The 26,801-nt window shown below is 58.3% G+C and carries 22 protein-coding genes and 1 pseudogene; 7 read left to right on the top strand and 16 right to left on the bottom strand.

Features of this window, described 5'->3' with window-relative positions:
• Positions 1-454: 454 nt before the first annotated feature.
• Positions 455-1,192, top strand: a complete 738-nt coding sequence (locus H6M51_RS22185) for a hypothetical protein (protein ID WP_185811989.1) — start codon at positions 455-457, stop codon at positions 1,190-1,192.
• 312 nt (positions 1,193-1,504) lie between these two features.
• A complete protein-coding gene (locus tag H6M51_RS22180) occupies positions 1,505-1,786 on the top strand; it encodes a transposase (RefSeq protein WP_185811988.1) in 282 nt (93 codons plus the stop codon).
• A 1,066-nt stretch (positions 1,787-2,852) separates the two neighbouring features.
• Here the strand turns inward: H6M51_RS22180 and H6M51_RS22175 are convergent.
• The 9 genes and pseudogenes from H6M51_RS22175 to H6M51_RS22135 all read right to left on the bottom strand — a co-directional run.
• Positions 2,853-2,954 (bottom strand): annotated as a pseudogene (locus H6M51_RS22175) (DUF736 family protein); the annotation flags it as partial.
• Between the two features lie 207 nt (positions 2,955-3,161).
• A complete protein-coding gene (locus H6M51_RS22170; RefSeq protein WP_185811987.1) occupies positions 3,162-4,253 on the bottom strand; it encodes an ABC transporter ATP-binding protein in 1,092 nt (363 codons plus the stop codon).
• A gap of 13 nt (positions 4,254-4,266) precedes the next feature.
• A complete protein-coding gene (locus H6M51_RS22165; RefSeq protein WP_185811986.1) occupies positions 4,267-5,094 on the bottom strand; it encodes a carbohydrate ABC transporter permease in 828 nt (275 codons plus the stop codon).
• Positions 5,091-5,948 (bottom strand): carbohydrate ABC transporter permease, encoded by an 858-nt coding sequence (locus H6M51_RS22160; protein ID WP_246780639.1) that lies wholly within the window; start codon positions 5,946-5,948, stop codon positions 5,091-5,093. Before H6M51_RS22160 ends, H6M51_RS22165 begins: the two co-directional genes overlap by 4 nt.
• Before the next feature lie 47 nt (positions 5,949-5,995).
• On the bottom strand, positions 5,996-7,276 hold the full coding sequence (locus tag H6M51_RS22155) for an ABC transporter substrate-binding protein (protein ID WP_185811984.1): 1,281 nt from the start codon (positions 7,274-7,276) through the stop codon (positions 5,996-5,998).
• 37 nt (positions 7,277-7,313) lie between these two features.
• Positions 7,314-8,042: an SIS domain-containing protein gene (locus H6M51_RS22150; protein ID WP_185811983.1), complete on the bottom strand. Its 729-nt coding sequence runs from the start codon at positions 8,040-8,042 to the stop codon at positions 7,314-7,316.
• Between the two features lie 219 nt (positions 8,043-8,261).
• Positions 8,262-9,797 carry an FGGY-family carbohydrate kinase gene (locus H6M51_RS22145; protein WP_185811982.1) on the bottom strand — a complete coding sequence of 512 codons (1,536 nt, stop codon included), beginning with the start codon at positions 9,795-9,797 and terminating at the stop codon, positions 8,262-8,264.
• 80 nt (positions 9,798-9,877) lie between these two features.
• On the bottom strand, positions 9,878-10,651 hold the full coding sequence (locus H6M51_RS22140) for a GntR family transcriptional regulator (RefSeq protein ID WP_185811981.1): 774 nt from the start codon (positions 10,649-10,651) through the stop codon (positions 9,878-9,880).
• 843 nt (positions 10,652-11,494) lie between these two features.
• Positions 11,495-12,520 carry a LacI family DNA-binding transcriptional regulator gene (locus tag H6M51_RS22135; protein ID WP_185811980.1) on the bottom strand — a complete coding sequence of 342 codons (1,026 nt, stop codon included), beginning with the start codon at positions 12,518-12,520 and terminating at the stop codon, positions 11,495-11,497.
• Positions 12,521-12,674: 154 nt separating this feature from the next.
• On the opposite strand from H6M51_RS22135, the gene H6M51_RS22130 reads away from it, so the two are divergent.
• The 5 genes from H6M51_RS22130 (at position 12,675) to H6M51_RS22110 (ending at position 19,072) form a co-directional block, all read left to right on the top strand.
• On the top strand, positions 12,675-14,999 hold the full coding sequence (locus H6M51_RS22130; protein WP_246780638.1) for an alpha-L-rhamnosidase: 2,325 nt from the start codon (positions 12,675-12,677) through the stop codon (positions 14,997-14,999).
• A gap of 63 nt (positions 15,000-15,062) precedes the next feature.
• Complete coding sequence (locus tag H6M51_RS22125) at positions 15,063-16,337, top strand: ABC transporter substrate-binding protein (protein ID WP_185811979.1); 1,275 nt, start codon at positions 15,063-15,065, stop codon at positions 16,335-16,337.
• A gap of 65 nt (positions 16,338-16,402) precedes the next feature.
• Complete coding sequence (locus tag H6M51_RS22120; RefSeq protein ID WP_185811978.1) at positions 16,403-17,266, top strand: carbohydrate ABC transporter permease; 864 nt, start codon at positions 16,403-16,405, stop codon at positions 17,264-17,266.
• A complete protein-coding gene (locus H6M51_RS22115) occupies positions 17,263-18,087 on the top strand; it encodes a carbohydrate ABC transporter permease (RefSeq protein WP_185811977.1) in 825 nt (274 codons plus the stop codon). Before H6M51_RS22120 ends, H6M51_RS22115 begins: the two co-directional genes overlap by 4 nt.
• A gap of 4 nt (positions 18,088-18,091) precedes the next feature.
• On the top strand, positions 18,092-19,072 hold the full coding sequence (locus H6M51_RS22110; RefSeq protein WP_185811976.1) for an ABC transporter ATP-binding protein: 981 nt from the start codon (positions 18,092-18,094) through the stop codon (positions 19,070-19,072).
• 531 nt (positions 19,073-19,603) lie between these two features.
• Here H6M51_RS22110 and H6M51_RS22105 read toward each other — a convergent pair.
• The 7 genes from H6M51_RS22105 to H6M51_RS22075 form a co-directional block, all read right to left on the bottom strand.
• Positions 19,604-20,989: an FGGY-family carbohydrate kinase gene (locus H6M51_RS22105; RefSeq protein WP_185811975.1), complete on the bottom strand. Its 1,386-nt coding sequence runs from the start codon at positions 20,987-20,989 to the stop codon at positions 19,604-19,606.
• Positions 20,986-21,309, bottom strand: coding sequence for an L-rhamnose mutarotase (gene rhaM / locus H6M51_RS22100; RefSeq protein WP_185811974.1), 324 nt, complete (start codon positions 21,307-21,309; stop codon positions 20,986-20,988). Before rhaM ends, H6M51_RS22105 begins: the two co-directional genes overlap by 4 nt.
• Entirely contained in the window at positions 21,306-22,316 is a 1,011-nt protein-coding gene (locus H6M51_RS22095; RefSeq protein ID WP_185811973.1) for an ABC transporter permease, read from the bottom strand. Before H6M51_RS22095 ends, rhaM begins: the two co-directional genes overlap by 4 nt.
• Positions 22,313-23,305, bottom strand: a complete 993-nt coding sequence (locus H6M51_RS22090; protein ID WP_185811972.1) for an ABC transporter permease — start codon at positions 23,303-23,305, stop codon at positions 22,313-22,315. The genes H6M51_RS22095 and H6M51_RS22090 overlap by 4 nt, the downstream gene beginning before the upstream one ends.
• Before the next feature lie 9 nt (positions 23,306-23,314).
• On the bottom strand, positions 23,315-24,850 hold the full coding sequence (locus H6M51_RS22085; protein WP_185811971.1) for a sugar ABC transporter ATP-binding protein: 1,536 nt from the start codon (positions 24,848-24,850) through the stop codon (positions 23,315-23,317).
• A gap of 61 nt (positions 24,851-24,911) precedes the next feature.
• The gene (rhaS, locus tag H6M51_RS22080; protein ID WP_185811970.1) at positions 24,912-25,907 is read right to left on the bottom strand and encodes a rhamnose ABC transporter substrate-binding protein; all 996 of its coding nucleotides are present in this window, start codon (positions 25,905-25,907) and stop codon (positions 24,912-24,914) included.
• 51 nt (positions 25,908-25,958) lie between these two features.
• Positions 25,959-26,771 (bottom strand): DeoR/GlpR family DNA-binding transcription regulator, encoded by an 813-nt coding sequence (locus H6M51_RS22075; protein WP_185811969.1) that lies wholly within the window; start codon positions 26,769-26,771, stop codon positions 25,959-25,961.
• Positions 26,772-26,801: the final 30 nt, after the last annotated feature.

The following is a 26,801-nucleotide window of genomic DNA, read 5'->3' as shown; positions in this document are numbered from 1 at the left end:
TCTGCTCGATGATTGTCAGCTTCTGCTCGGTTGTCCACCGTCTACGGCGGACATCACCCGTCAGCAATTCAACATGTAGATACTCGTTAGACATAAGCCTGTCCTCAAGCCTGTGCTTGAGCCTTTCTGCTTATGCCGAATGTCCGGTCGAAATGGGGGGCAGTTCAGCTGCAACGGGCATGAAACCCGATAGATCGGCGAGGTCTCGCTGATATCTGCCGGCTTCACGGCTATGCTTCAGTCTGCATCGACCTCACTCAAGGTGATCGACAACCTGCCGTGCAGAGACTAACTCTACAACACCTGACCCAGCCGCGACTTTGCACTGACATATTCCGTGCAAAAGGGAGGGAGAATCTGAGCGCCAGGCTTGCTCTTGCAATTTTACGCAAAGATGGACTTACTGAAGTTGTGTTTATGATTTCTACATGTTGGCAGGGGGGATATGCCATTCATGATTCCGGAGATTCACCTGCAAGGCAACATTGATGTGGTTGCCGCGTCACCTCTTCTGCGGGGCATGGTTCTTTCTATTTCCTACGCGGAACAACATGGCGGCATAGGTCTCACCAAGTCTGGCGCGCTGAACCGCAAATTTGTCGATTGGGCAGCGGGCAACTTCCTTTGGCCCAACTATACGACCGAAGAACTCTACAGCGTAGACAAGGTTCTCAATGAAGGCGACATGCCGCCCCTGTGGCCGGTCCGACAGGTGTCCCAGCGGCTGAAACTCCTGCGCAAGGGCGGAAACCTGCTTGTGCCCACAAAAAGGGGCAGGTCGTTTCTGACCGATCCAGGATCGGAGTTTGCGGTCATTGCTTCCAGCTACCTTTATTCCCATGTGGACCGCTTCGAGCGCGCGGTCGGCGTGCGTGAGCGCCTCCATATTTGGGAACCGCTGTTGCCGCTGCTCGATGTCGAGGCTGCGCGAGGCTGTTCTCCGACGGATGTGCTTGTCGCTCTCTATCCGGAGCTCGGCTTGCTGTCGGATACGCAAATCGCCCTGCAAACATGGGATCTACGGTCAGAGCTGAAATACGGGTTTCTGAGACGATTGTGCTGGATCGGACTTCTTTACGAACAGCGCCAAGGCCTCACGCTGCTGGAGGACGGCGTCTATTACAAAACACCCTTGTGGTCTGAGATCTTCAGGTTTCACCCAGACGAGCAGAAAGAGTTGGTCCGACATTGATGCGATGCAGACCCTGCGACGGTCTCGTGCCCAGCGCAGCAACCGGTCTGAAGAGTGTCGTTTGATTATTCAAAAAGTTATGGAGTATTGAAGATCCGAGCCGGGCAATCGTTCGGATCGATGGCCATGGACATATCCAGTGAAGCAGTTTTCAGAAAATGAGCCTATCTCTTGCTGCCTGGTTTCGGAAGGACCCGGGCAGGAGCTGCTCGAGCAACCGACCAAACCGCTCGTTTTCTTGACCAGAAGAATGAGACGGACCCATATCAAGCCAAGCTTCAAGCTCCGAGTTAAACCAACCACGGACCGGACATGACGAGACAAAGGCACTCCGACAGTGAGATTGAACACATCGTCGGGCAATACAAAGCGGGAACGTCGGCGACAGAAATCTCCCGCATCCACGGCATTCACAAGACGACGCTCTACAACTGGGTATCAAAGGCTGAACCGAACCATGCAACGCGTCAAGATCGGATAACGGCGCTGAAGGCCGAAAACGAAAGGCTGAAAATCATGCTGGCCGAAACCGTCCTCAAATTGATTCTTGAGCGAGCCGGCATCCGTGCGGATAAAGCGTGCGACGCAGATTGAACACCAAACCTCCGCTCTTTGTATTCGAAGGAAGGCGCGGTCGCTGGAATCATACAGGTTCCAGGTTTGCCCCAGCAGGGGAGCTTGAGGGCAACATCGTCGGAGGATGAGCGCCTGCCTGACATGACAGCAAGTGATCCACCAAAGGTCAAACCCGTTCAAGCGAAATGTAAGCAACTGCCAGGAGTATAGCGGCTGAGGGGCCACAATCCACTGGCAGAGGCGAACACGAAACGGGTAATGATATCGCGCTGATGGATGACGGCTTAGGTGTTGGTCTGAAAAGTCGTTGCAGACCACGATAAGATGCTGCGCACGAACCTCGTGGTACAATTGCGGCCGGCCAACGACGCAGTCTGCGCTGGACGGTCATACCTTGCACCCAGGGGGTAGGTCGATAGTTCTTGAAGTCACGCTGCAGCTGGTTCAGTTGCATCCTTTGATTTGAAAAAGCTGTCAGATGCCGGCTCTGACCGTGCGGATTGACGAGCCGTACAGCATGGTCCGCAGATCGATCAAAGGCCTGGTTTTCAATCCTTCCTGCAGCGGGCAATCAAGGCGTTCAACATGTCTTCGAAAAAAAGCTGCGGGCGGCCAAGGGGGTTGCTGGCTGCCTTTGGGGGGCAAGATGCTCACCATCACACCCGCGACATAAGGGTCACATTCAAACAGGTTTGAATCAACCCCAAAGCTCAAAAATTATTCAAATGAGAATTTTGCGTGTCTGGTCAAAATGCTGGACATGTTGATGTCATCAGAGGTGACAGCGCGAATATGACAAAGAGGCCTGATCCGCGATTTTCTTGGCCGCGGGTCCCCCACTCATAGATGCGGCCTAGCACGCTTCATCGCCCTGCAAGATCACCTTCTCTGCAACCATCAACAGGCACTTGCAGTTTCCAAGAAGCAGGATGCTGAGGGCTGGTCATCGTTCAACTCCTTTAGGTTAAAGCGTCACCCTTGGACCGGCAGAATGACGCAAGATCCGATATCTGCAGCAACTCTGTTGCATTTGAACGGTCAAGAAGTACGAGGCCCCACGAATGGCAGGGCCTCTTGCTGTCACTCAATCTCGGCTGGGACGGGACCAGATCAGCTGGTAGCCCTCCTCGCCCTCAACCTCGGTCAGCGTCGCATAGATCGGAGCGGGGAAGCTCAGGTCATCAACAACCGCGCCCTTCTGAAGCCCATCGTCAACATCCCGTCAGCCGAGGCATAAGACCGATACGATGCCATCCTGGAAGGGCCCGCCATGGCCGCATAACTTCAATCAAATGGTCGCCGGCAACGCCGTTTAGGTTGAGTCCGAATTCTCGCACTCGGGTTAGGTTATTTCGAATCTACAGTGCGTTGATTGTTGTTTCTGATACCTTGATTAGAGACGTTGGCCATCAGGACCAAAAAGCAAGCAGTCTTCCGGTGCAATCCAGAACGTCAACTCGTCACCTGTTGACGGTTTCTCAACGCGGCGCCATTCGGCGATGAAATCGTTGTCCAAATTCGTCCACGCATGCACGTATGAGACGTTACCCAACTGCTCGACGATATCGCAAGACAAGGAGATCCTAGTCGAGCCTTCCGATCGCTGCTCCGAAAGGTGTTCGGGACGAATACCGAGAGTGACATCTGCCGGAAAAGTTGCTTGCGGCCTTCTTAAGGGCACATGGATGGTTTCGATGCCAAGCGCAGCCACCTCCAGTATGCAGTTGCCCAGGCCATCCATTCCCAAAGTTTTGGCCGGCACGAAGTTCATTCTGGGAGAGCCGATAAAGCCTGCAACGAACATGTTGTCCGGATTTCTGTAAAGTTCCATCGGAGACCCGACTTGCTCGACCACACCGGCGCGCAATGCGACGATCCGGGTGGCTAATGTCATCGCCTCTATTTGATCATGTGTGACGTAGACCATCGTTGCCCCAAGTCGTCTATGCAGACTGGCAATCTCTAGCCGCATGCGCACCCGCAGCTCCGCATCGAGATTTGAAAGTGGCTCATCGAAGAGAAAAATCTTCGGTTTGCGGACAATTGCCCGGCCGATCGCTACGCGCTGTCGTTGACCGCCCGACAAGGCTTTCGGCTTCCGCTCGAGATAGGGTTCCAAGTTCAGGATTCGGGCAGCTTCCAGCACCATGCTTCGGCGTCCGGCCTTATCGATCCCCGCCATTTCCAGGCCAAAACCCATATTCTCTTCCACGGTCATATGCGGGTAGAGAGCATAGGACTGGAACACCATTGCGATGCCGCGTTTGGATGGTTCGGTCGAGGTGACGTTTAGGTGATCGATCTCAATCTGGCCTGAGTTTACGGCTTCAAGTCCTGCGATCATGCGTAGCAAAGTTGATTTACCACAGCCAGAAGGCCCGACGAAAACCACGAACTCGCCGCTGGCAATGGAGAGATCGACGCCTTTTATGATCTCTGTCGCGCCAAACGACTTGCGGACGTTCTTCAATTTTAGTTCTGCCATGATTGCGCTCAATCTACTTTACTGCGCCTTCGGTCAGCCCGCCAACGAACCAGCGGCCAATGAAGGCAAAGAGGATAATGACAGGTAGGACCGCAAGTCCGGCACCAGCGAGCAGCAGCCCCCAGTCGATCTGATATTGTCCGATAATGCCCGAAAACCCCACTGGCACCGTTCGTTTTGCGTCCGAGATGATCAGGACGGAAGCGAAGACATATTCGGTCCATGAGGAAATGAAGGCGAAGATGGCAACACTAGCTATGCCAGGTGCGATGAGGGGGATCAGGATCCGCTTCAAGATTGTGACGGGGCCTGCGCCATCCATGACGGCTGCTTCCTCGATTTCTCTTGGCACAGAGGCAAAGAAGGACCGCAGCATCCAGATCGAAAACGGAAGCGCAAAGGTCACATTGACGAGGACCAGCGCCAGTAGAGTATCGATCATTCCGATTTTGGCGAACATCCCGAAAAGCGGGATGAGAATGACGATGCTGGGAAATGCGTAGGCAAGAAGGATAATCCGATAAAGTGCCTCGCGTCCGGGAAACTCCAGCCTGAAAAATGCGTAGGCCGCCGGCACGGCGAGAAGAATGGTAATGACTGTTGAAGCCGTGGCCACGACGAGACTGTTGATTACATAGGTTGAATAAGCCGAACGAGATACAAGCCGCACGTAATGATCGAGAGTGAAGGACTGCGGAAACAAGGTCGGGACACGCGAGATGATTTCCTGCGCGGTTTTGAACGAACCGCTGAATACCCACCAGAAGGGGAGGGCAACCAAAGCCAGGATCAACGTCGCAGCGAGGAAAAGAAACAGGTTTATAGTCCTTGAGCGTTTCATCGGTCGCTCTCCTCTCGTGTCATTGAACGAGAAGTCATCAAGGCAAAACCAACCAGGAGCAGCGTTGCGAGCACCGAAAGGGTCGCAGCTTCGCTGAGCCGATATCCCTTGAATGCCGTTTCGTAGATTAGGATCGGCAATGTGCGCGTGCCGCCTGCGGGCCCACCTGAGGTCAGCAGCCAGATGATGTCAAAGACATTGAATGACAAGAGCGTGCCAACAACAGCCAGAACGGTGAGTGTCGGCTTCAGGAGGGGCCAGGTGATGCGCGAAAAGCGCTTCCAGGCGTTTGCTCCGTCTATTCTCGCTGCTTCGTAAAGGTCCGAAGGAATGCGCGTCATTCCCGCAAGCAGCATAAGCGTGATGAAAGGAAACCAGCGCCATGAATTGATGAACACGAGTGTCGCAAAAGCGGTCCACGGCGTGTTGAAGAAGCCGATCGGACGCTCGACAATGCCGCTGCTCACTAGGAGCGGATTAATCATCCCGCCTGAGGTCGAAAACAGCCAGCGCCATATTATCACGACCACAACGGTCGGTACGATCCAGGTCAGAATTATCCAGTTTCTGGCGATCCTGACACCTGGGAACTGTTCGTTCAGGACGAGAGCTGCCACAAGCGCTAGCCCGGTCTGCAAAAGGCCGTTTGCAACGACCCAGGCCAGGCTTAGTCCTATCGAACGCCACATCCCGTCATCTGCAATAACAACCTGGTAGTTGGAAAGTCCAACCCATTGTCCCTGCGTGCCGATCGATCTGACATCTTGGAGACTAAGAACAACTGCTGAAACCAAGGGCCAGCCGAGGATGAGGACCAGGACGAGCAAGGCCGGCGCGACGAAGCTGAAAGCCAAAAGGCGCGATGTCGGCATTTGAGCGATCCCGGTCCGTTAAATGTTCATCACTTCGAAGCTGCAGTCATCTCGGCTTGCCCGTCCTTGACCGCCGTGGCCGCGTCTTTGCCATTGACCACCATATCCTGTAGTGCTGCGGCGATGATGTTCTGCGCCGAGATCGCAGCAATCGACGGAAAGGTTCGGCCGCTGGTGAAGCCAAAAAGCTTGCCGTTCTTGCCGTTGGCAATTGCGGCCTCAATCTGTGGCTTGTACTTCTCGACCATTGGATCGCTCCAGAAGCTTTCTGCTTTTGCTCCGGCCTCCGTGACCGGCATGAACAGACCCGGCTCCATATTGAGGAACTTTCCATACTGCTCGGGTTCAAGCAGCCAGGCTATGAAGGTTTCCGATGCCTTGCGCTTGGCCTCATCCTTGGACAGAAGCATGACGGCATTGGCATAGGCGATCGTGTTGTTGCCCTCTTCGCCTTCGGCATGGGGAATGGGCGCAATACCGAGATCTGCCGGGTCACCACCGCCTTGGGTGTCGTAGGTGGAAATCACCGAAAACTGCATGATCATCCCGCAGCTTTTCGATACGAAGCACGCTTCTGCTTCGCCCCATGTCCACGAAGTGCTGTCGGGAGGCGAGAGCTTGTTCAGCTTCCCATAGAATTCATAGGCGGCGACGGTTTTGGGATTGTCGAACCGCAGACTGCCGTCTTCGTTATAAAGCTCACTTGCTCCGCCATTGACCATCAGGCTGTAAATTGTCTGATCTGTGTAAAGTTGCTTATTGGCGGGTACGCCGATCCCGAACTTTCCATCCTTGCCAAGGGCTGTCGCTGCTGCTTCCCATTCCGACCAGGTCTGGGGCACGTTTATGCCGGCTGCCTCAAGTTCGCTTTTGTGATACCAGAGGTTCATGGTCATGTTGTAAAGCGGGATCGCCCAGACGCCTCCGTCGTAGGAATATGCCTCGACCGTGCTCGGGACAAATTTGTGTTTTGCGTCAAGTGTCGTCACGAAATCCGCAACCGAGGTCAGTGCGCCAATGTCTTTGAGGATCGGTGCGAAATCCGGGATCGCAAACAGCATGTCCGGCCCTGATCCGGCTGAAATCGCAGCTGGCGCCTTGGCGTAGATTTCCCCCCAGTTTTGCGGCTCCTGCTTGACGACGATGTCACTTTGAGATGCATTGAATGCATCCATCAGCTCTTGGATGCGGGCCACGCGATGGGGTGGCTGTTCCATGTGCCACAAGGTCAGCTCAATCGGCGCTGCATAGGCAGTCGACGAAAAGAGGGCGGCGGCGAGAGAAAAGACTACGGTTGTTCTTCTGATCATTTCAGTTCCCTTCTTGTGTTGTTGATTTTGGTATCGTTCACAAATGCGGATTGCGGGCCCGATAGCGCTCGACGAGGTGACGGTTGATCTCGTCGGCCCCTTCCATGTTTGCGCTCAGGTAGATTGGTGCTTGACCACTTGCCGCGAGGGTCTCGGCGACCTGCGCCAGGATCGCGTTCAGGATTGTCACGCCAATCGCGGTGGACACGGGGCCCACTTTTACGTCGCTGCCGGTGATACCGACCACGGCGTCTCCGGGCGGCGCGTTGTTGTCGAGAACAACATCAGCAAGATCAGCGAGCCGCACGCGGCCCTGAGCTGCTGCCGTCGAATAGGCGACCGATGTGATGGCCACGATCTTTGCGCCCTTCGCTCGCCCAACCCGCGCAGCCTCTATGGGCGCCGCGTTGACGCCAGAATTGGATGAGACCACAAGCACGTCGTTTGGTCCGATCGTGTAGCGATCAAGAATGGGGTGAACCACGCCCTCAAGCCGCTCATAGACAGTGCCTGCGACGGCACCTTCATGCAGCATGGTCGGTGATGACAGGATCGGCACAGTCATGGCCAAACCGCCAGCACGGTAATGGACTTCTTCCGCCAAGATGTGGGAATGGCCAGTACCGAACACAAACAGTCGCCCGTCCAGGCGTGCTGCATCGACAATCAGAGCGGCTGCGCTTTCAATTGGCAATCGCAGGTCCGTTTTGATCGCTTGCAGGCGCTCAATCACTTCGTCCAGATACCGATCACTCGCCTTGCCCATCTAAGGTCTTCCAAGCCCCCTTTTGCAGATCTCATGAATGGTGGCCCGGGGGGCAACGTCACTACGGGTACCAACCCATCAAGGGGCTAAATGGGCTGGTACCCTGCGGCGGCGGGTGAACCGATATCTCGCTCCACTCAGACCAGCATGCTGCAGGTGGTGCGCTCCAATGTCAATATTGGTTTATACCATTTCGGAAAACTTGACGATATTGGTTCGTCAGCGCTCGATCGCCATCAGCAGGCGGTCGCGATGGCGGCGATACGCAGCATGCGCGAGTTGATAGGCGGCGGCGTGATCGGGCTGGGGCAGATAGATCGTCCCATCTTTGCCGACGGCGGCAGACGCCTGTCTTGCGTCGGGATAAAGACCCGCAGCCGTTGCGGCGAGAAGGGCTGCCCCGCGTGCTCCAAACTGGGTTCCGTCCGGAACGAGGATCGGCCGCTGCAAGCAGTCTGAAATCATCTGTGACCAGAAGCTGCTGCGTCCGCCTCCGCCGGTAAGCACAAGTGGACCCATCGGTATATCAAGGGCATCGGTCAGATCTTTTAGAGCAAAGGCGACGCCTTCGAAGACCGCCCTAAACAGATGCGCACGAGCATGACGCGAAGTCAGTCCGCAAAACTGGGCTCGCGCATCGGGGGCGACCACAGGCGCAATAATCCCGCTTTCGCTGAGATATGGCAAATAGGTAAGTCCCCCCGCGCCAATCGATGTTGACGCGGCAAGTCTCGTCACCAGATCGTAACGATCCTCATGCTCGGACAAATCCGGCGCAAGCGTGCTGATCGCCCAGTCAAGGTTCAGTGTCCCGGCGACATTGACCATCGCACGATACCAGAGGTTCGACGGCAATGAAAACAGAAGTCCGATATCGGGCGGATCAAAGACCGGTGCCGAATGGCAAACGCCGACCATCGCCGTCGTGCCGAGGACAGCCACCGCCGCGCCGTCATTCAGGCCGCCGGCTCCAATGACTGTCGCTGCAACATCACCTGCTCCCACAGCAACTGGCAAGCCCGCCGGCAAACCAAGACGTTTTGCGATGCTGGTCTCTAGCCCGCCAACGAATTCTTCCGATTCACGAACCTCTGGAAGGAGGTGGCGGTACGCATCGAGGCCGAAAAGCGCAATCATTGCATCGGAACGATCGCGGCTGCGTGCATCGCCTGGTATGACCGATGCCTCGCTTCTGTCTGTTGCGATTTGTCCCGTCAACTTGAGGCGCAGATAATCCTTATAGCTTAGGACATGGGCAGCGGTTGTGATGAGCTGCGGTTCGTGACGCACAAGCCAGGCAAGCAGAGGTAGCGTGCAGCCCTGCTGCATGACCGAGCCGGAAGACTTGAAGATGCGAGACAAAACCTGCGGTTCGCGTTCAACGAGCTCTTCGATGATCGATTGACTACGGCTGTCCTCCCAAATGATGCCAGGCCGCAATGCGTGTCCGTCCCGGTCGACGATCCAGGCGCCAACCATGGCCGCAGACAGGCCAATCCCGCCAAATTGCTCTGGGTTGAGCCCGCTTTCGGTGACGGCCTGGCTTATGACCTCCACTGCAGCATCCAAGCTGTGATCGGGGTCGAGTTCACTCCAGCCTGGGTGGGGGCGCAAAAGCGGCGTTCGCTTTTGTGCCTCACTAAGCTGCCGCCCACTATGATCAAAAACTGCCGCCTTTATAACCGATGATCCGGCATCAAGGCCAATGAAGTAGGCGGTCGTTGAACAATGCCCCTGGGAGGTAGTCTGTTCCATCGATGTTGCCGAGGACGGGCTCATGCCGGTGCCGGATCCTGGTGCTTGGGGATCGGAATCAGCGCCTCCTCGAGTGACAGTCAAAATGGAGCCCCGTTCTTGAGTTCAGCCACGAAGTCGTAGGCGTCGCCTCGATAGAGTGAATGGGTGTATTCAACGGCTCTGCCGTCGGCCAGCCTTGATGTTCTGATGATTTGCAAGGCGGGAGAGCCAGCTTCGATCTCAAGCCAGACGGCGCTGGCAGCATCCGCAGGCACGGAACTCAATCTTTGAAGGGCATGAACCGGTCGAAAGCCGCGCAGTTCAAGCGAGCGATAAAGGGAATCGTCCACGAGCTGGAACTCGTCAATGTATGTCGCAGGGACTGCAGCGCGCTCTATTGCCAGGGGCTTGCCGTCAGCGGAGCGAAGGCGGTGAAGGCGAAGTATTCGCGTGTCCAATCCAATGCCGAGACCGAAGGCTTCCTCTGGAGATGGGTAGGCCATGACTTTCTGAAGCACTCTGGATCCGGGCACTCTGCCGCGAGACCGCATGTCTTCGGAGAATGAACTTAACCGCCACAAAGGTTGCGTGATCCGGCCTGGACGCTCAGCAACGAAGGTGCCGCTTCCCTGCCGTTGTTCGACAAACCCGCTCGAAATCAACTCTTTGTAGGCATTTCGTACTGTCACCCGACCAACGTTCAAGGCCTCGGCCAGATCGCGCTCGGTCGGAAGCACCTGGTTGACCGGGAGCTCGCTGGCCGTAATCATTTTTGCTATAGATTGGGCAATCCTGCGGTAGATCGGGCCAGTCTGCTCTGGACTGGTCACTGCCGCGCGAATGGAGATGGAAAGAGAGTTCGAATCCGTCATGCAAGATAAATAGAACCAAAATAGATCCAATTCAATGGGTGATAAGCCGGTTAGTGAAACTGACTTCCGTGGTGGGTGCTCTGCAGTTGTGGGGTTTATCTCTGGTGCTCCCCGGCAGACATGTGACGCTATTAGTAAGGTCCTTTAATGGACTCTGGCTGTAAAAGTGACCTGCCCCTCAAGCTTTATCAAATTTTGAGTTAGCTCCTGAGGATGCTGATCACTACCACCTCAACTATGCTCGCGCCCATCTTCTAGATGAAGTGACCAGTTAGCGGACTTGTTACAGTTGTCACTTACGCCCGAGCAGATTGTCGGTGAGATCACCGCGCAGTAACCGCGCCGCAATTCTTCAGGTCGACAGGTGCCGGATACACCGCGCGGCACCTGTCTTGAGTGTACATTGGGAATCTTGTCGTGCTAAGCCGATTTGTGAGCGTATGGCCTTGAAGGCGGCTATCGCGTCTTTATGTGGACCGTTAGCCAGACGTAGATTCCGCGGGCAGTAGGCCCGTGCTTAGACTTACCCACTAAGCCCTAATTTGATTCGTCGCCCATAGCTTTTATGCAAGTCTCCGTGCGATCAGGCCCCCGCAACCAACGAGACTTGAATCTGCTGCCACTCAAGTCGTTTCCTTTAAAGCTCCTCTGCGTAACCGGCGAGGAGTTTCTGTTTTTTGTCCTCTGTGTCGAGTTCACCGGACAGCTGGCGCGCATCAGATCGTTTTGGGCAGTTGAGAGGAGCACTAGCGTCCGACGACCTGTTTTGCTGCTCAGCCAAAACAGGTGCGTTTATGACATTCGAACCGCATTCACGCTGACGTTTCGCCTGATAACTGCAGATTACCCGCTACTGCGGAGCACGACCATTGGAGGAACGAGGACGTGCTGCGCTTCTTCTCGTCCCTCGATCCGGCTAAGCAGCAACTGGCTTGCGTGTAGCCCCTGAGCTTGCGGGTTTTGGTTCAAGCTGGACAGACCGACAAAGGGTAGGTGTCCGGTCTCGCAATCATCATAGCCCATAATGGCAAGTTCGTGTGGAACGTCGACCCCTGCCTGATGGCAAGCCGCCATAAGGGGTAAGGCGTCCAGATCCGACCAAACGAATATCGCGCGCGGTCTATCCTTCCGGGTAGTTAGATCTTGCAGCTCCTGCTCGCGGCTTCCCGGACGATGAGACAGTCTAAAAATGCGGGTCCGGCGCTCAAGGCCCAGACGCTTCATGGCACATTGGTACCCCGCTTCGCGAGCGACTGACACGACGGAGGTGGGGTCTTGGCTCCGATCGTAGCTCAGCATAGCGATATCCTCATGACCGCTGGCTGCCAGCGCCTCAACAGCCATTTCAGCACCACGAAAATCGTCCGAGTTGACGGTATCGTAAAGCCGGGCCAGTGGATCGTGATGCCCAAGAACGACAATCGGGATTTGTTTGGCATAGTCCACAATAACGGCCCCTGAGATCTGCGGTGCGATCAGGACCAGGCCGTCCATCTTGGTGTCGATCATGGACTCGATCATCGACGTTTCAAGCTGGGAGGCTGCGCGGCCGACGCCCACCATCGCCTTGTAGTTCGCCTCAGCGAGGCCCGCGTCGATACCCTCAAGCAGCGCCGGAATAAACGGGTTGGTCAGTTCTCGAACGAGGATGCCAACCGTAAAGGTGCGGCCACGCATGGCACGTGCTGCCGTGGAGGGACGGTACTTCAGCAATTCGATCGAATGCTCGACCTTGGTCCGCAGCGCCTCCGAAACTCCATAGGCGTTGCGCATGACCTTCGACACGGCAGCCACCGAGACGCCCGCATGCTCGGCGACATGGCGGATCGTCACGCGATCCGTCGGCAGGCCAAGCTTCTGTTTTTCCATGGGTAATCCCGTCTGCACATCATCCTCGCGTCTACTATATGCAAAAAGCGCTTGCGCGGCAAACAAAGTTGTAGAATGATATACATAGAACGATACACAAAAACGCCGGCAGCGACGAAATTGGACGTCAGCGGTCGGAGGGAGAGGCGCACCGATGGGTAGATCTTCGCTTTCGCTGGCCAATCGGAGCGTCTCTGGCCGACTGTTCTCTGCGGCAAAGATGATCGCTCCCGCAAAGGATGCCGGGCAGGGCGGCGCAGGGAGTTTCGTGTCGAAGGCCTGGCAGCTTGATCGCGTGCCAGGAGAGGTCATTTTGAGGATTTCGGCGCTCGGTCTCTACCGCGCCTTCATCAATGGCAAGCGCGTCGGTGAGGACCTGCTGACACCCGGCTGGACCTGCTATGACGACCGGATCGCCTATCAGGCCTATGAGGTGTCACAGCTTCTGCAGGTCGGTGAAAACAGAATCGAGATCTGGCTTGGCGATGGCTGGTATCGCAGCCAGTTGCTCTGGGCCTCCAATCCTATCTTCAATTGCTGGGGTGACCGCGTTGCGGCCATCGCCGAAATCGAGGCCGACGGCGCAGCGCTGCTGGTCACCGATGCGAGCTGGAAGAGCGGTCTATCCCCGGTGACGCGCAACGGTATCTATTTCGGCGAAGATTATGATGCTCGCATACAGCCTAGCGCGGAAGCCGGCATTGACCTGCTCGATTTCGACAAGGGCCTGCTTGTGCCACATGAAGCGGATGCGGTGAAGGAACTCGCACCGCTCGCGCCGATCGATCAGTGGCAGGATGCCGAAGGCCGACGGCTCTATGATTTCGGCCAGAATGCCGGCGCGTACATTCGGCTCCGCGTCAGTGGAAAGCCGGGCGCGTCGGTCCGCGTCGAGCACTCCGAGATCCTTGGACCGGACAAGGTCTTCGACAACCGCAACTACCGAAGTGCTCGTGCCGAGCTGCGCTACATCCTGTCCGGCGAGGGCGAGGAAACCTATGCGCCGCTCTTCACCTTCATGGGTTTTCGCTATGCCCGGGTAACGCTTGAGGGAGACGTCAGCCTCCTTTCCATCGAGATGGTACCGATCAGCTCGGTGCCCGTCGCCACTGGTGGCATTACGACGGGTGTTGCCGCAGTCAACCGGCTCGTCGAAAACACCATCTGGTCACAGCGTTCGAACTTCATCGAGATCCCGACGGACTGCCCGCAGCGCGATGAGCGCCTCGGCTGGACGGGCGATGCGCAGGTCTTTGCTGGCACCGCCTGCTGGCTTGCGGACAGCGAACGCTTCCTGATCAAATATCTGCGCGACGTGATGCATGACCAGCGGGACAATGGTGCGGTTCCGCACTTCTCGCCGGATCCGACGCGACTGCATCCGATCGATGCGCGCGGCGACTGGGCCGGCTCGACCGGTTGGGGCGATGCCATCGTCATCATCCCCTGGCAGCTCTACCTGCATTACGGCAATCGGGAGGTGCTGACGGAGTGCTTTCCGGCCATGATCAAATGGCTCGACTATCTCTGGGGTATTTCGGATGGTCCGATCATTCATCCGCCAGCGGTATGGGGAGACCATGGTTTCACCTTTGGCGACTGGTTGCAGCCCGTCGGTGACAACAGGAAGCCAAGGCCGACCGTCGCCGACGATTGTGCGGCCACACTGTACCATTTCATCTCGACGCAGTTGACCGCGCGCATCGCCCGCATTCTCGGCCGCGATCACGAAGCGCGCCGGCTCGATGAGCGTGTCAAGGAAATCCGCGCCGCTTTCCGAACCGAGTTCTTTTCGCCCTCCGGTCGGATCGCGCACAACGACCAGACATCCTGGGCGCTGGCCTTCCTCTATGATCTCGTCCCGGATGACTACAGAGAGGCAGGCAAGGCCTATTTCCGCCGCGTGGTCGAGGAAACCGATGGCGTCATCGGTACGGGCTTTATCGGCACGCCCGCGCTGCTGCCGGCACTCACGCGCCTCGGCATGCTCGATCTTGCCGAAAAGATATTCCTGAACCGAAAGGTGCCGGGCTGGCTGTATCAGGTCGAGCGTGGCGCAACGTCGATCTGGGAGCGTTGGGACGCGATCGCCGAGGATGGCTCGATCTACGATCCGGACATGAACAGCTACAACCACTATGCATATGGCGCCGTCTGCCAGTGGTTGTTCGAGGATGTGGCTGGCCTGAAGCTGACACCTGAGGGGGCCGGCTTCACGCATCTGACGCTTGATCCGGCGATCCTGCCTTCGCTCTCGCCTGTTAAAGCCTGGCACGACCTGAGCCAGGGTCGCCTCGAAGCGGAATGGACATTGGAGGGCGATCTGGTGACTTACAACATCGTTCTGCCAGAGGGAGTTGGAGCATCGATCACCGCAGCGAACGGGCGGATGAATCTCACTGTCAACGGTGCGGCCGTCACGTCTGGCGCGGAGAGCAGGCTGATGCCCGGCAAAAACACCATCACCTTCCGGATCTGATCCGCTGCCCCTGAGGGCCGGACACGGCATGAGTTTAAGTGGTCTATAGAGGAGGAAACGACCATGAGAATGAAAGCAGGAACCATACTTGCAGCGTCATTCGCCAGCCTTCTGGCAAGCGCTGCGCATGCAGACGTAACGCTGACGATCCTCGCTGACACAAACCAGGAAACTGTCACCTTCCTTGATGTGCTGACCAAGGCCTATAGCGAGAAACGTCCGGACGTCAGCTTTGACATCGAAAATCGTGCGGGTGGGGCGGAGGGAGACAACATCGTCAAGACACGTCTTGCGACCGGTGAGATGGCCGACATCTTCCAGTATAACTCCGGCTCGCTGTTCCAGGCGCTGAAGCCGGAGCAGACACTGGCAGATCTCTCCGATATGCCGAATGCCGGCAATATCTCCGACAGCTTCAAACCCGTGGTCAGTGCCGCCGATGGCACCGTGCGTGGTGTGCCTTTCGGTCCGGCCATGGGCGGCGGGATCTTCTACAACAGGAAGATCTACGCTGAACTTGGGTTGCAGGTACCGAAGACCTGGGCAGACTTCATCGCCAACAGCGAAAAGGTCAAGGCGGCCGGCAAGGTCGGTATCGCTCAGACCTATGGCGACACCTGGACATCCCAGCTCTTCGTGCTGGCCGACTACTACAACGTCAACGCGGCAGCCCCGAGTTTTGCCAAGGACTTCACCGAGAACAAGGCAAAATTCGCAACGACACCCGCGGCGGCCAAGGGTTTCGAGCGCCTCGAGCAGACCGGCAAAGCCGGATTGTTCAACGCCGATTTTGGAGCCGCCAAGTTCGATGACGGCATGCGTATGGTGGCGACGGGGGAGGCGGCCCATTATCCGATGCTGACCTTCGGTATCGGCAATGTCGCACAAAACTATCCGGACAATCTGGCTGATCTCGGTTTCTTCGCACAGCCGGGCGATGATGCCGCAAAGAATGGTCTGACGGTCTGGATGCCATCTGCGCTGTACAGCCCGTCCAGCGCCGAGAATGGCGAAGAAGCAAAGAAATTCCTCGATTGGGTTGCCTCCAAGGAAGCCTGCGAACTGATGGCGAAGGCCGTTCCCTCGGGGCCCTATCTGATCAAGGACTGCCAGCTTCCCGCAGATGTTTCGCAGGCGGTGAAGGACATGCTGCCCTACTTCGAAGCTGAGGGCGGCACGGCTCCCGCGCTCGAATTCCTGTCACCGGTCAAGGGCCCGGCTTTGGAACAGATCACCGTGGAAGTCGGATCTGGAATTCGGTCCGCTGCTGAAGCGGCAGCCCTTTATGATCAGGATGTCGAAAAGCAGGCCAAGCAACTCGGCCTGCCGAACTGGTAACCTCCCGCCAGTCGAACCCCGTCCGGTCTCCCAGGTCCGGGCGGGGTCTGCATCGGAGAAGAGACATGGTGACGCAGAAATCCCCCTATCCCTACTGGTTCGTGCTGCCGGCTGCCATCGTGTTTTCGGTGCTGTTCCTGGCGCCGACATTCGCGTCGTTCTGGTTCAGTCTGACGCGGTGGGACCTGTTCTCGGCCGAGTTCATCGGCTTGGAGAACTACCGGCAATTCCTGCGTGAGCCTTTCCTGATTCAGGGCACGGTGAACACGCTCATCTATGCGATCGCGACGTCGGCCACCAAATCCGTCCTTGGTTTGCTGCTCGCCGTGCTTTTGACATCGGGAATATGGGCTCAGGGATTTCTGAGAACCGTCGTCTTCTTTCCCGTCCTCGTGTCGACCATCGGCATCGGGATCACATTTGCGGTTCTGATGCATCCGACGAACGGGATGATTAATGTGGCGCTGAGTGCCGTGGGGCTTCCAGGTCCCGGCTGGTTGACCGATCCTTCGCTGGCGCTCTACTCGGTCATCCTTGTCGATCTCTGGAAAGGGGTCGGTCTTGCGACGCTGATCTATATTGCCGGTCTCGCAACGATCAGCCAGGACTACTACGAGGCGGCCCGGATCGACGGCGCTACCCGCACACAGATGTTCTTTCGGGTTACGGTGCCTCTGGTGCGCCCGGCAACCGTGACCGTGGTGACGCTGTCTCTGATCGGCGGCCTTCGCAGCTTCGATCTGATCTGGGCCATGACCCGGGGCGGCCCGGGCTTCTCGTCGGATGTGCTCGCAAGCGTCATCTACAAGCAGTATCAGGCTGGTTTCTATGGCCTATCCACCGCCGGCAATGTCATCCTCTTCCTGCTGATCGGGCTGATCATCCTGCCGCTGACTGCCTGGTTCAATCGTCGTGAGGTGGACCTGTGACCCGTCGCCAGCTCTATACCGGGATCGTCTCGCTGGCGCTTGCGTCGGTGATCTTCATCCTGCCCTTCATCTTCATTTTCCTGACCGCTGCGAAGACAAGGCAGGACGCCTCGCGGCTGGTCTTCTCCTTGCCCACGGAGTGGCAGCTCTGGGAAAACTTCCTGCAGGTTCTACAGACTCGCAACTACCTCCTGCTGCTCGCCTATTTCAATTCGACCGTCATCACGGTCTTTGCGGTGACACTGCTCGTGCTCTTCGGCGCCATGGTCGGCTATGTCCTGCAGCGCCGCCCTTCACGCTGGAACAAGGTAATCTACGGCTTCGTGCTGGCCGGTCTGATGATCCCGCCGGCAGTGGTGCCGACAATCTGGGTGCTGCAGACCATCGGTCTCTTCAAGACCATCACCGGCATGATCTTTATCCAGGTCGCCTATGGTCTCGCCTTCTCGGTGCTGCTGTTCCGCAGCTTCATCGCGACGATCCCTCGCGATCTCGATGAGGCGGCGCTGATCGACGGCGCAACGCCCTTGCAGATCTTTTTCCGTGTGATCCTGCCGCTCCTGAAGCCGGTGACGGTGACCGTCATCGTCGTGCAGTCGATCACCATCTTCAACGACTTCACAAACCCGCTCTACTATCTGCCGGGCCGCGAGAACGTGACGGTGCAGCTCACGCTCTATAACTTCCAGGGTCAGTTCCAGACGCAGTTCAATCTGCTCTTCATGAACATCCTGCTCGTCACCATACCACCGCTTATCGTCTACATCTTCTTCAACCGACAGATCGTGGCCGGCATGACCGCCGGTGCCGTCAAAGGATAGCCGCATGACCAGTGTCGTTCTCAAGGACATCCGCAAGAGCTTCGGCAGCCTGGAGGTCATCAAGGGCATCGATCTGACCGTCCAGAAGGGCGAGTTCTGCGTCTTCGTCGGTCCCTCCGGCTGCGGCAAGTCCACTCTTCTCCGGATGATTTCAGGGCTTGAAACGTCAAGCTCTGGCCAGATCCTCATCGATGGCGAGGACGTAACCCACGCCGAGCCGTCGAAGCGCGGGATTGCCATGGTCTTCCAGTCCTATGCGCTCTATCCGCACCTGACGGTGCGCGAGAACATCGGCTTCGGCCTGTCGCTCGCTGGCCGTCCGAAGAGCGAGATTGCCGAAAAGGTCGAGAAGACGGCGGAAAGCCTGCAACTCACCCATCTCCTCGATCGCAAGCCGAAGGCTCTGTCCGGCGGGCAGCGCCAGCGCGTCGCGATAGGGCGTGCGATCATCCGTAATCCCCAGGTCTTCCTGTTCGACGAGCCGCTCTCCAACCTCGATGCAGCGCTTCGCTCACAGATGCGCATGGAACTGACCGACCTGCATGCCAATCTCGGTGCCACCATGATCTACGTGACCCACGACCAGGTCGAGGCGATGACCATGGCCGACAAGATCGTCGTTCTGAATGGGGGACGGATCGAGCAGGTTGGCTCCCCGATGGACCTCTACAACAACCCAGTCAGCCCTTTCGTCGCTGGGTTCATCGGGTCACCGAAGATGAACCTCTACGATGGCGAGGTTGCCGCTGCCGAAGGGTGTGCCACCTACGGCATTCGCCCTGAGCACCTCATCCTGTCGAAAAGTGAGGGCAAATGGCAGGGGCGGGTCCGCCACATCGAACGATTGGGCGCGGATACCGTTGTTTACCTCGACCACCCCACGCTCAAGCAGATGGTGGCCCGCGTGCCCGGTGATTTCGAAATTGCATCGGGGGAAGTGATCCACGCCTCACCGATGAGCGGCAAGGAATACCGATTCTTGTAGTTCAGAAGACCCGGGTTGGTTGATATAGTTGCCAATGGAGCCGATGGTGTTGGCCCGAAAGCAAACCTTATTGAACTGCGGCTAGTAAGCCGATGACGGTTGTCTGAAGGGCGATCAGGTTAGCGCCTGCAGGAGGAGGAGACGGAGAAGGCTCGGGTTGGGGCATGCAGTTCCAGATCTCGCCTTGGACAAGATGGTCCTGGCCCGCAGCCGCCAGGGGATCCTTGCAAGACCGGTGACTGGCCGCGCTCCCATGGATCGTGGTATCAGGAAATGGCCGTTTCCGGGAGACCGCCAGGCAGAGGTGGTGGGCCAGTATCCATGGCCACGGGGCATTGCCCGTCCCGGCTCTCGCTCTTCGGTGTGATCTTATGGTCGCACCGCAACACCCGCTAACGCACCGATTGCAGCAACCTAAGGGCGCTTGAGGGAACCCAAGACTGGACAAAGACTCGGCCGCAGACCGGTAGCGTGAGAGTTTGCAACCAGTCCAAAGGACCAAGCATGAACTGGCCATGCTTACAAAAGCGGTCAATCATGGGAATAGGTCAGAGCAATCTGGTCTCGCCATGCTTCGGCGTACTCACTGAGGCCGGGAATTGTTCGCCCGACCCGATACAGGGAATGTTCAGGCCGCAGTCCCGCGAGGATCGCAGCACCAAGGGCGGTTCCGGTCTGCGATGCAGAGGCCAGGACGGTACGGTTGGTCAGGCTGCGGATACCGGCGAGGAAGATCTGATTTGTCGCGAAGGGTCCCTCGACGATGATCTCTCCCCTGGAGCCGATCATCTCCAGGCACGTCGCTGTCATCAGGGCCTGGTAGAGGCCGGCTGCTGCTCGACGCTCAGCGGCATCGGCCGGCTCGGCGGTCCAGTTGCCTTGTGCCATCGGGAAGGGGCCGGTGCCCTTCACCGTACCGGGCAGCAGCATGCTCTTCCTGGCAAGAACTGCGTCGAGTGCGCTCCATTCTGCCTCTGGGGCCACTGAGGAGACTTCCGCGGTCGTCATCTCCCATTCGCGTCCGCCCATGTAGCGGGCTGACGGCACGGGGGTGCCGAAGGCGTCGACGTTGGCCAGCGTGTCGCGGGCCGGATCGAGCCCTGAGGGTTGCCCGCCTGGCGCAAAGCAGATGACCCATGTGCCGGTGGAAACGACGGTGCAAGGCTCGGTCCGATCGACGAGATGTGGCAGCAGTGAAGCGTTCGAGTCATGAATGCCGCAATAGACGGGAACAGGTTTCGGCAGTCCGATCTGGCGGCCGATGTCTGTGCGGATCTCGCCGAGAACCTCAAAAGCCGAGTGGATCGGCGCCATCTTGTCCGTGAGGCCGAGCGTGTCGACGAGCGGCGAAAACCTGTCGTCGAAGGGGAGCCAGAGGTCTGTATGGCAACCGAGCGATGTCTTTTCGTTGGCGGCCACGCCCGTCAGGCGCAGGGCCCAGTATTGCGGATAGGTGACGATGGTCCTCACACGAGAGAAGTCTGCGTGAAAGCAGGTGCGCTGATAGTGAAGTTGGGCACCGACATTGAGCCCGCCGGTGAGCCTTGGCGAGAAGGTTTCAGAAAAGGCGGGCCGCAAATCGTCGTAGGCGGTGTTCACGGCAGCCGGATACTGATGCTCGTAGTCCAGCACCGGCAGTGCGAGCGCTCCCGTTGCATCCAGCAGGGCAGCGCTTGCTCCATGGGTGGTGATGGAGAGGGCATCGAAACCTGGTTCCTGCGCAAATTTCGACAATGACTGCAGGATGAAGGCCCAAAGCCGTTCCGTGTCGAAATGCGGGTAGGGAGGGCCTGACAGTACCGCGTTTGCCGTCTTGTGGACGGCTATCTCCTGGCCCGTCGCGGCGTCGACCAGCACCACCTTGGCATTGGTCTTGCCGATATCGATGACGGCGATGCGTTCGAAGGACTGGCTCATGGCATGTAGAAGACGGGTTTCAGATCGACGGCCCAGGGTGAATTGTCGGGGTTGGTGGCCATGATATCCGCCATATGGGCCCACCAGCGCTTCATCACCGGGTGAGAGGGCAAGTCGGCCATCTTGTGCGTCTTGGTGCGCGTGAGAACGCCGATCAAAAGGTTTGTCTCGGGATCGAGATGGATCGTGTAGTCGTTGATGCCGGCATCATGCAGGAGGTCGACGAGATCAGGCCAGATCTCGTCATGCCGCTTCCTGTATTCGGCTTCCATGCCGGGATTGAGCTTCATCTTGAAGACGTGGCGTTCGGTCTCGCTCATTGTGCGTTCCTCGCATGCTTGATCCGGCGGGCGACGATCGGCAGGGCAATGGTGATGATCAAGAGCAGGCCGATGAAGATCGACATAACGATCCCCGGCACGTTGAGCAGGCCAAGGCCGAAGGTGACGAGGCCCATGACGAAGGCGGCGATGACGACGCCGACGATTGTGCCCGAACCGCCGAGGATGGAGACGCCGCCGAGCACGACCATGGTGACGACTTCAAGCTCCCAGCCTTGAGCGATCGAGGGACGGGTCGAGCCGAGGCGCGAGGTCAGGCAGACGGCGGCGATACCGCTCATCAGGCCGGTCAGCAGGAAAAGGATGAATTTGACCCGCTCGACCGGGATACCGGAGAAACGTGCGGCATGCGGGTTGTTGCCGATGACATAGACATGGCGGCCGAAATTTGTCCGGTGCAGGAGGATGGCGAAAATGACGGCCATCACCAGGAAGAGGACGAACTCGAAGGAGAAGACCCAGAAGACATAGCCCTGTCCGAAATAGGCGAATTCCGACGGATATTTACCGAAGGCCTGGTCGCCGAGCATGACATAGGAGATGCCGCGGAAAAGGCTCATCGTGCCGATCGTCACGACGATCGAGGGCAGCTTTAGGCCGGCAACGAGCAATCCGTTGAAGGCGCCGCAGGCAAGGCCGGTGGTGATCCCGATCGCGACCAGACCGGGCGCACCGACGCCGAGCTGTGCGGCATAGCCCATGGCCGTCGAGGCGAGCGCAATGATCGCGGCAACCGAGAGGTCGATCTCTCCGGCAATGATCAGAAGCGCCATGGCAAAGGCGATCAGCGCCTTTTCGGTGAAGTTGAAGGTGGCGTCCGACAGGTTCCAGGCATTCAGGAAGTAGGGCGAGGCCAGCGAATTGGCGATGAAGATCAGCACCGCCACGCAGAAGAGCAGGACTTCCCAGCTGCCGAGCAGTCGGCGAAACGGTGTTTCGAGCCGGTCGGGAATGACGCGCTTGGTGTGTTCGGTTGCAGTGCTCATGCGGTCGCCTCCTTTCCGGCTGCGCGGTCACGCAGGATGATGCGGCCCTTTTTGGCTTCGGCGCGGGCGTTGAAGACAACGGCGAGCACGATGACGATGCCCGAGATCGCCATCTGCGCGAAGGGCGAGATGCCGATGACGGGGAGCGCATTCTTGATGACCCCGAGGAAGAGTGCGCCCAAGACCGTGCCGATCACGGTGCCGATGCCACCTGCAATCGAGATGCCGCCGATGACGCAGGCCGCGACGCTATCGAGTTCGAAGCCGGCGGCGATATCGACATAGGCGACCGCATAACGCGAGACCCAGAGGTAACCGGAGAGGCCGGCAAGCGCCCCGGAGAGCACGAAGGCCAGGAAGCGGGCGCGACCGACATCAATGCCGGCATAGATGGCCGCGACCGGATTGCCGCCGGCGGCATAGGTCGAGCGACCGAAGGCGGTGCGGGCGAGAATGAAGCCGACGAGCAGGATGACCGCGATCGCGACCCAGGAGAGGATCGGCAGCCCCAGCACCGGCAGGCGCGGTACGCCGAGGAAGTCCGGCTGCATCTGGTGGGCATTGACCCAGGCGCCGCCCGAGAGCACGAAGCTCATGCCGCGATAGATGGTCAGCGTGCCGAGCGTAACGACGATCGGTGGGATCTGCAGAGCCCAGACGAGGAAGCCGTTGATCGCGCCAAGGGCGGCCCCAATGCCGATCGCAATGAGCACGAGGAGTGCCAGCGGCAGGCCCGGATAGGCGCTGTCGAGCATGGCAACCGCCATGCCCGTGAAAGCCAGATTGGCGGCCACCGAGAGGTCGATCGACTTGGTCAGGATCACGACCATCTGGCCGAGTGCCAGGATGATCAGGATCGAGGTGTCGTTGAAGATCGTGACCAGATTGTCCGGGTTGGCGAAATTGGGCGCGCGGGTGGTGAAGCCGAGGATCATGCCGATGATGATCAGACTAAGCAGCATTTCCCGGTTTTTCAAAAGGTTCTGCATTGTCATTCCTCACGCATTGCCGGTGGCGGCGCGCACTAGCGTCTCTGCGGTCAGGCCTTCGCGCTCGAAGATGCCGGCCTGCAGGCCCTCGCGCATGACCATGACGCGATCCGACATGCCGAGGATTTCGGGCAGTTCGGACGAGATCATGATGATCGAAAGGCCTTCGCTTGCGAGTTCCGAGATGAAGGCGTGGACGGCGGCCTTGGAACCGATGTCGATGCCCTTGGTCGGTTCGTCGAGAATGATGACCTTGGGCGAGGTGGCGAGCCACTTGCCGATCACGACCTTCTGCTGGTTGCCGCCCGAGAGCGTGCCGACGGGCACCGAGAGGGCCGCCGCGCGCAGGTCGAGCCGTTCGGCAAAGCGGCGCGCAAGCTTCAATTCGTTTGTCGCCTTCAGGAAGCCTGCCACCGAGGTGCGGATCAGCGAGGGCAGCGACATGTTCTGGTAGATCGGCAGTTCCAGCGCCAGACCATGGCGACCACGTTCCTCGGGCACATAGACGATGCCGGCCGTGATCGCATCGGAGGTGTTGCGGATCGTGATATCGCGACCTTCGAGTTCAAGCCTGCCGGATTTCGGCCTGTTAATACCGAAGATCGACTGGCAGAGTTCCGAGCGGCCGGCACCGATCAGGCCGTAGACGCCGAGGATCTCGCCCTTGCGCAAGGTGAAGCTGATATCGCGGAATTCGGTTTCGTGGCTGTAGCCCACGACACTGAGGACCGGTGCACCGATCACGGCCTCGGTCTTCGGGAAGACATCGTGCACGTCGCGTCCGACCATCATGCGGACGATCTCGTCCTGGGGCGTGTCCTTGAGAACGCCGGAGCCGACCATGCGGCCATCCCGGAAGACGGCGTAGTTGTCCGCGATCTCGTAGAGTTCATCGAACTTGTGGCTGATGAAAAGGATGGCTTTGCCCTGGCGCTTCAGGCCCTCGACGATGCGGAAGAGATCGTCGATCTCCTTGCGCGACAAGGCGGCTGTCGGTTCGTCCATGATGACGATGCGGGCATCGACGGAGAGTGCGCGGGCGATCGCGACCAGATGGCGCTGGGCGATCGAGAAGTCCTTGAGCTTGGTAGTCGGGTCGATGTCGCTTTCCAGCGCCTTCATCAGTTCCCGGGACCGCTCATTGATGGTGCGCCAGTCGATCAGCCCGAAGCGGGTACGCGGCGCGTGGCCGAGAAAGATGTTTTCGCCAACGGTGAGTTCGTCGAACAGCACGGTTTCCTGGTGGATGGCGGTGACGCCTGCATCAATGGCTTCCTGGGCATTGGCAAATGTGGTCGGCTTGCCGTTGATCAGGATCTCACCTTCGTTTGGGCGATAGATGCCGGTCAGAATTTTGACGAGCGTCGACTTGCCGGCGCCGTTCTCGCCGATCAGCGCGGTCACCTTGCCCGGATAGAGGGCAATATTCACCTGATCCAGAGCTTTGACGCCCGGGAAGATCTGGGAAATGCCCCGCATTTCGAGAATAGGCTCGCCAGCCGGGATCGCGCCCGCCGCAAGCTTGGCAGATTGAACGGTCATCATCTTACTTACCGACTGAAGGAAAATCCCGGCGGCTTTGGCCGCCGGGTCTGGTTCGCCGAGATCAGAAGATCTTGGAGAATTCCTCGATGTTCGAGGCGTTGTAGACAAAGGGATCGGCCATCGCGGCTTCGCCGTTGTCGCCAACCTTGATCTTGCCCATGCGGCCGGCTTCGATTTCCGAACCTGGAGCGGCATCGGTTTCGCCCTTGACGATGCGATAGGCGATCTGGGTTGCCGAGTAGCCGAGGTCGATCGGGTTCCAGATGGCGAATTCCTTCGTTGCTCCGGACTTGATGGCGCCCGCCATTTCGGAGGGGAGGCCAAGGCCGGTTACGTAGACTTGGCCGATCTTGCCGGCATCCTTGACAGCCTGGGACGCTGCGAGAACGCCGACGGTCGTCGGGGCAACGATGACCTTGACGTTCGGCTGCGAAGTCAGGAGACCATTGGCTTCTCGGTAGCTCTTGTCGGCGAGGTCGTCACCATAAACGGTGGTCGCGAGATTGAGGCCGGGGAAGTCCTTCAGCTGTGCCTTCATTTCCTCGATCCAGATGTTCTGGTTGGTCGAGGTGGTGGTGGCGGACAGGATCGCGAAGTCACCCTTGCCACCTTCGAGATGGTTGGCGGCGAGCTGCAGGCACATCTTGCCGATCAGCGCGTTGGACGACGGGTTCAAGTGCATGATACGGCCTTCGGGCGCTACGCCCGAATCCCAGGAGATGACCTTGATGCCGCGGTCCATGGCCTTCTTGAGGGCCGGGACAACTGCATCCGGATCGTTTGCCGAGATTGCGATGGCATCGACGCCCTGAGCGATCAGCGAGTTGATGACTTCGATCTGGCCTTCGGCTGTGGTCGAGGTCGGGCCGGTGTAAATCACTTCCACGCCGCCGAGTTCCTTGGCTGCTTCCTGCGCGCCCTTGTTGGCAGCTTCAAAGAAGCCGATGCCGAGCGACTTGACCACGAGCGCGATCTTCATGTCGGCGGCCTGTGCGGCCGAGCCCATGGCTGCGAGTGCAATCGCTGCACCGGCCAGCAACATTTTTGTCAGTTTCATATTATCCTCCCAGGTTGATGAGCTGCTTACCTCTCCCTCCCGGCGCCTCCTCTAGGCGACCGAAGAGGTATCCTCCCTTGCCGACGAAGCCATCGGCTTCACGGAAATGAGCTTCACGCCGGCGTCGGTGACCATGGCGGCCGCCTCGTCGGAAATTCCGTCATCGGTGATGATCGTTGACACCTTGTCGAGCGCGCACAGGATCAGGCTTGAACGCTTGGCGAACTTGCTGGAGTCCACCATGACAATCAGCTCTTCGGCCTGGCGCACCAGCTTCTGTTCGCTCTGGATGACGAGTGCGTCAGACTCCATCACACCGAGTGCATTGATGCCCTGCGCGCCGATGAAAATGCGGCGGGCGTAGAAATTGCGGATCGCATCATTGTCGAAAGGCGACAGGATGAGGCTCTGGTCGCGATAGATCGCGCCGCCGGGAACCGAAACCGTGCATTTCGAGTGCTTCACCAGGTGCTCGGCAATGGCGAAAGAGTTTGTCATCACCTGCAGGCGCCGGGCCGACATGAAATGCACCATCTGGAAGGTGGTGGTGCCACCGTTGATGATGATCGAATCACCTTCTTCGCAGAGATCGACCGCTGCGCGCGCAATTGCGCGTTTCTTATCGATGTTGACCGATTCGGACACGCGGAAGGGGCGAGCGGCAAGATTTCCGAGCTGCGGAGGGTGGACTGCCTCGGCGCCACCACGGACGCGCCTCAGCTTTCCCTGCACGTGAAGAGAGGCGATATCCCGGCGGATCGTGGCTTCTGAAGCCTCGGTCAGCTCGGCAATATCCTGCACCGTGATCACAGGCTTTTCCTGGATCGCGCTCAGAATAATGCGATGGCGTTCGCGTTCGTGCATGGGTTCCTCCTGACGGTGATTTATTCGTAA

It is taken from the genome of Rhizobium sp. AQ_MP, from assembly GCF_014237835.1.
Classification (GTDB): Bacteria; Pseudomonadota; Alphaproteobacteria; order Rhizobiales; family Rhizobiaceae; genus Allorhizobium.
Note: the sequence above shows the minus strand (reverse complement) of the source record. Positions and strands in the feature narration are given on the sequence as shown.

Bases quoted from the DNA above. Each gene is read 5' to 3' on its own strand.
- H6M51_RS22095 (WP_185811973.1), bottom strand. From the start codon at position 22,316: ATGAGCACTGCAACCGAACACACCAAGCGCGTCATTCCCGACCGGCTC.
- H6M51_RS22090 (WP_185811972.1), bottom strand. From the start codon at position 23,305: ATGCAGAACCTTTTGAAAAACCGGGAAATGCTGCTTAGTCTGATCATC.
- H6M51_RS22155 (WP_185811984.1), bottom strand. From the start codon at position 7,276: ATGATCAGAAGAACAACCGTAGTCTTTTCTCTCGCCGCCGCCCTCTTT.
- H6M51_RS22180 (WP_185811988.1), top strand. From the start codon at position 1,505: ATGACGAGACAAAGGCACTCCGACAGTGAGATTGAACACATCGTCGGG.
- H6M51_RS22085 (WP_185811971.1), bottom strand. From the start codon at position 24,850: ATGATGACCGTTCAATCTGCCAAGCTTGCGGCGGGCGCGATCCCGGCT.
- H6M51_RS22135 (WP_185811980.1), bottom strand. From the start codon at position 12,520: ATGGAAAAACAGAAGCTTGGCCTGCCGACGGATCGCGTGACGATCCGC.
- H6M51_RS22145 (WP_185811982.1), bottom strand. From the start codon at position 9,797: ATGGAACAGACTACCTCCCAGGGGCATTGTTCAACGACCGCCTACTTC.
- H6M51_RS22170 (WP_185811987.1), bottom strand. From the start codon at position 4,253: ATGGCAGAACTAAAATTGAAGAACGTCCGCAAGTCGTTTGGCGCGACA.
- H6M51_RS22140 (WP_185811981.1), bottom strand. From the start codon at position 10,651: ATGACGGATTCGAACTCTCTTTCCATCTCCATTCGCGCGGCAGTGACC.
- rhaS (WP_185811970.1), bottom strand. From the start codon at position 25,907: ATGAAACTGACAAAAATGTTGCTGGCCGGTGCAGCGATTGCACTCGCA.
- H6M51_RS22105 (WP_185811975.1), bottom strand. From the start codon at position 20,989: ATGAGCCAGTCCTTCGAACGCATCGCCGTCATCGATATCGGCAAGACC.
- H6M51_RS22120 (WP_185811978.1), top strand. From the start codon at position 16,403: ATGGTGACGCAGAAATCCCCCTATCCCTACTGGTTCGTGCTGCCGGCT.
- H6M51_RS22185 (WP_185811989.1), top strand. From the start codon at position 455: ATGATTCCGGAGATTCACCTGCAAGGCAACATTGATGTGGTTGCCGCG.
- rhaM (WP_185811974.1), bottom strand. From the start codon at position 21,309: ATGAGCGAGACCGAACGCCACGTCTTCAAGATGAAGCTCAATCCCGGC.
- H6M51_RS22150 (WP_185811983.1), bottom strand. From the start codon at position 8,042: ATGGGCAAGGCGAGTGATCGGTATCTGGACGAAGTGATTGAGCGCCTG.
- H6M51_RS22110 (WP_185811976.1), top strand. From the start codon at position 18,092: ATGACCAGTGTCGTTCTCAAGGACATCCGCAAGAGCTTCGGCAGCCTG.
- H6M51_RS22075 (WP_185811969.1), bottom strand. From the start codon at position 26,771: ATGCACGAACGCGAACGCCATCGCATTATTCTGAGCGCGATCCAGGAA.
- H6M51_RS22165 (WP_185811986.1), bottom strand. From the start codon at position 5,094: ATGAAACGCTCAAGGACTATAAACCTGTTTCTTTTCCTCGCTGCGACG.
- H6M51_RS22130 (WP_246780638.1), top strand. From the start codon at position 12,675: ATGGGTAGATCTTCGCTTTCGCTGGCCAATCGGAGCGTCTCTGGCCGA.
- H6M51_RS22125 (WP_185811979.1), top strand. From the start codon at position 15,063: ATGAGAATGAAAGCAGGAACCATACTTGCAGCGTCATTCGCCAGCCTT.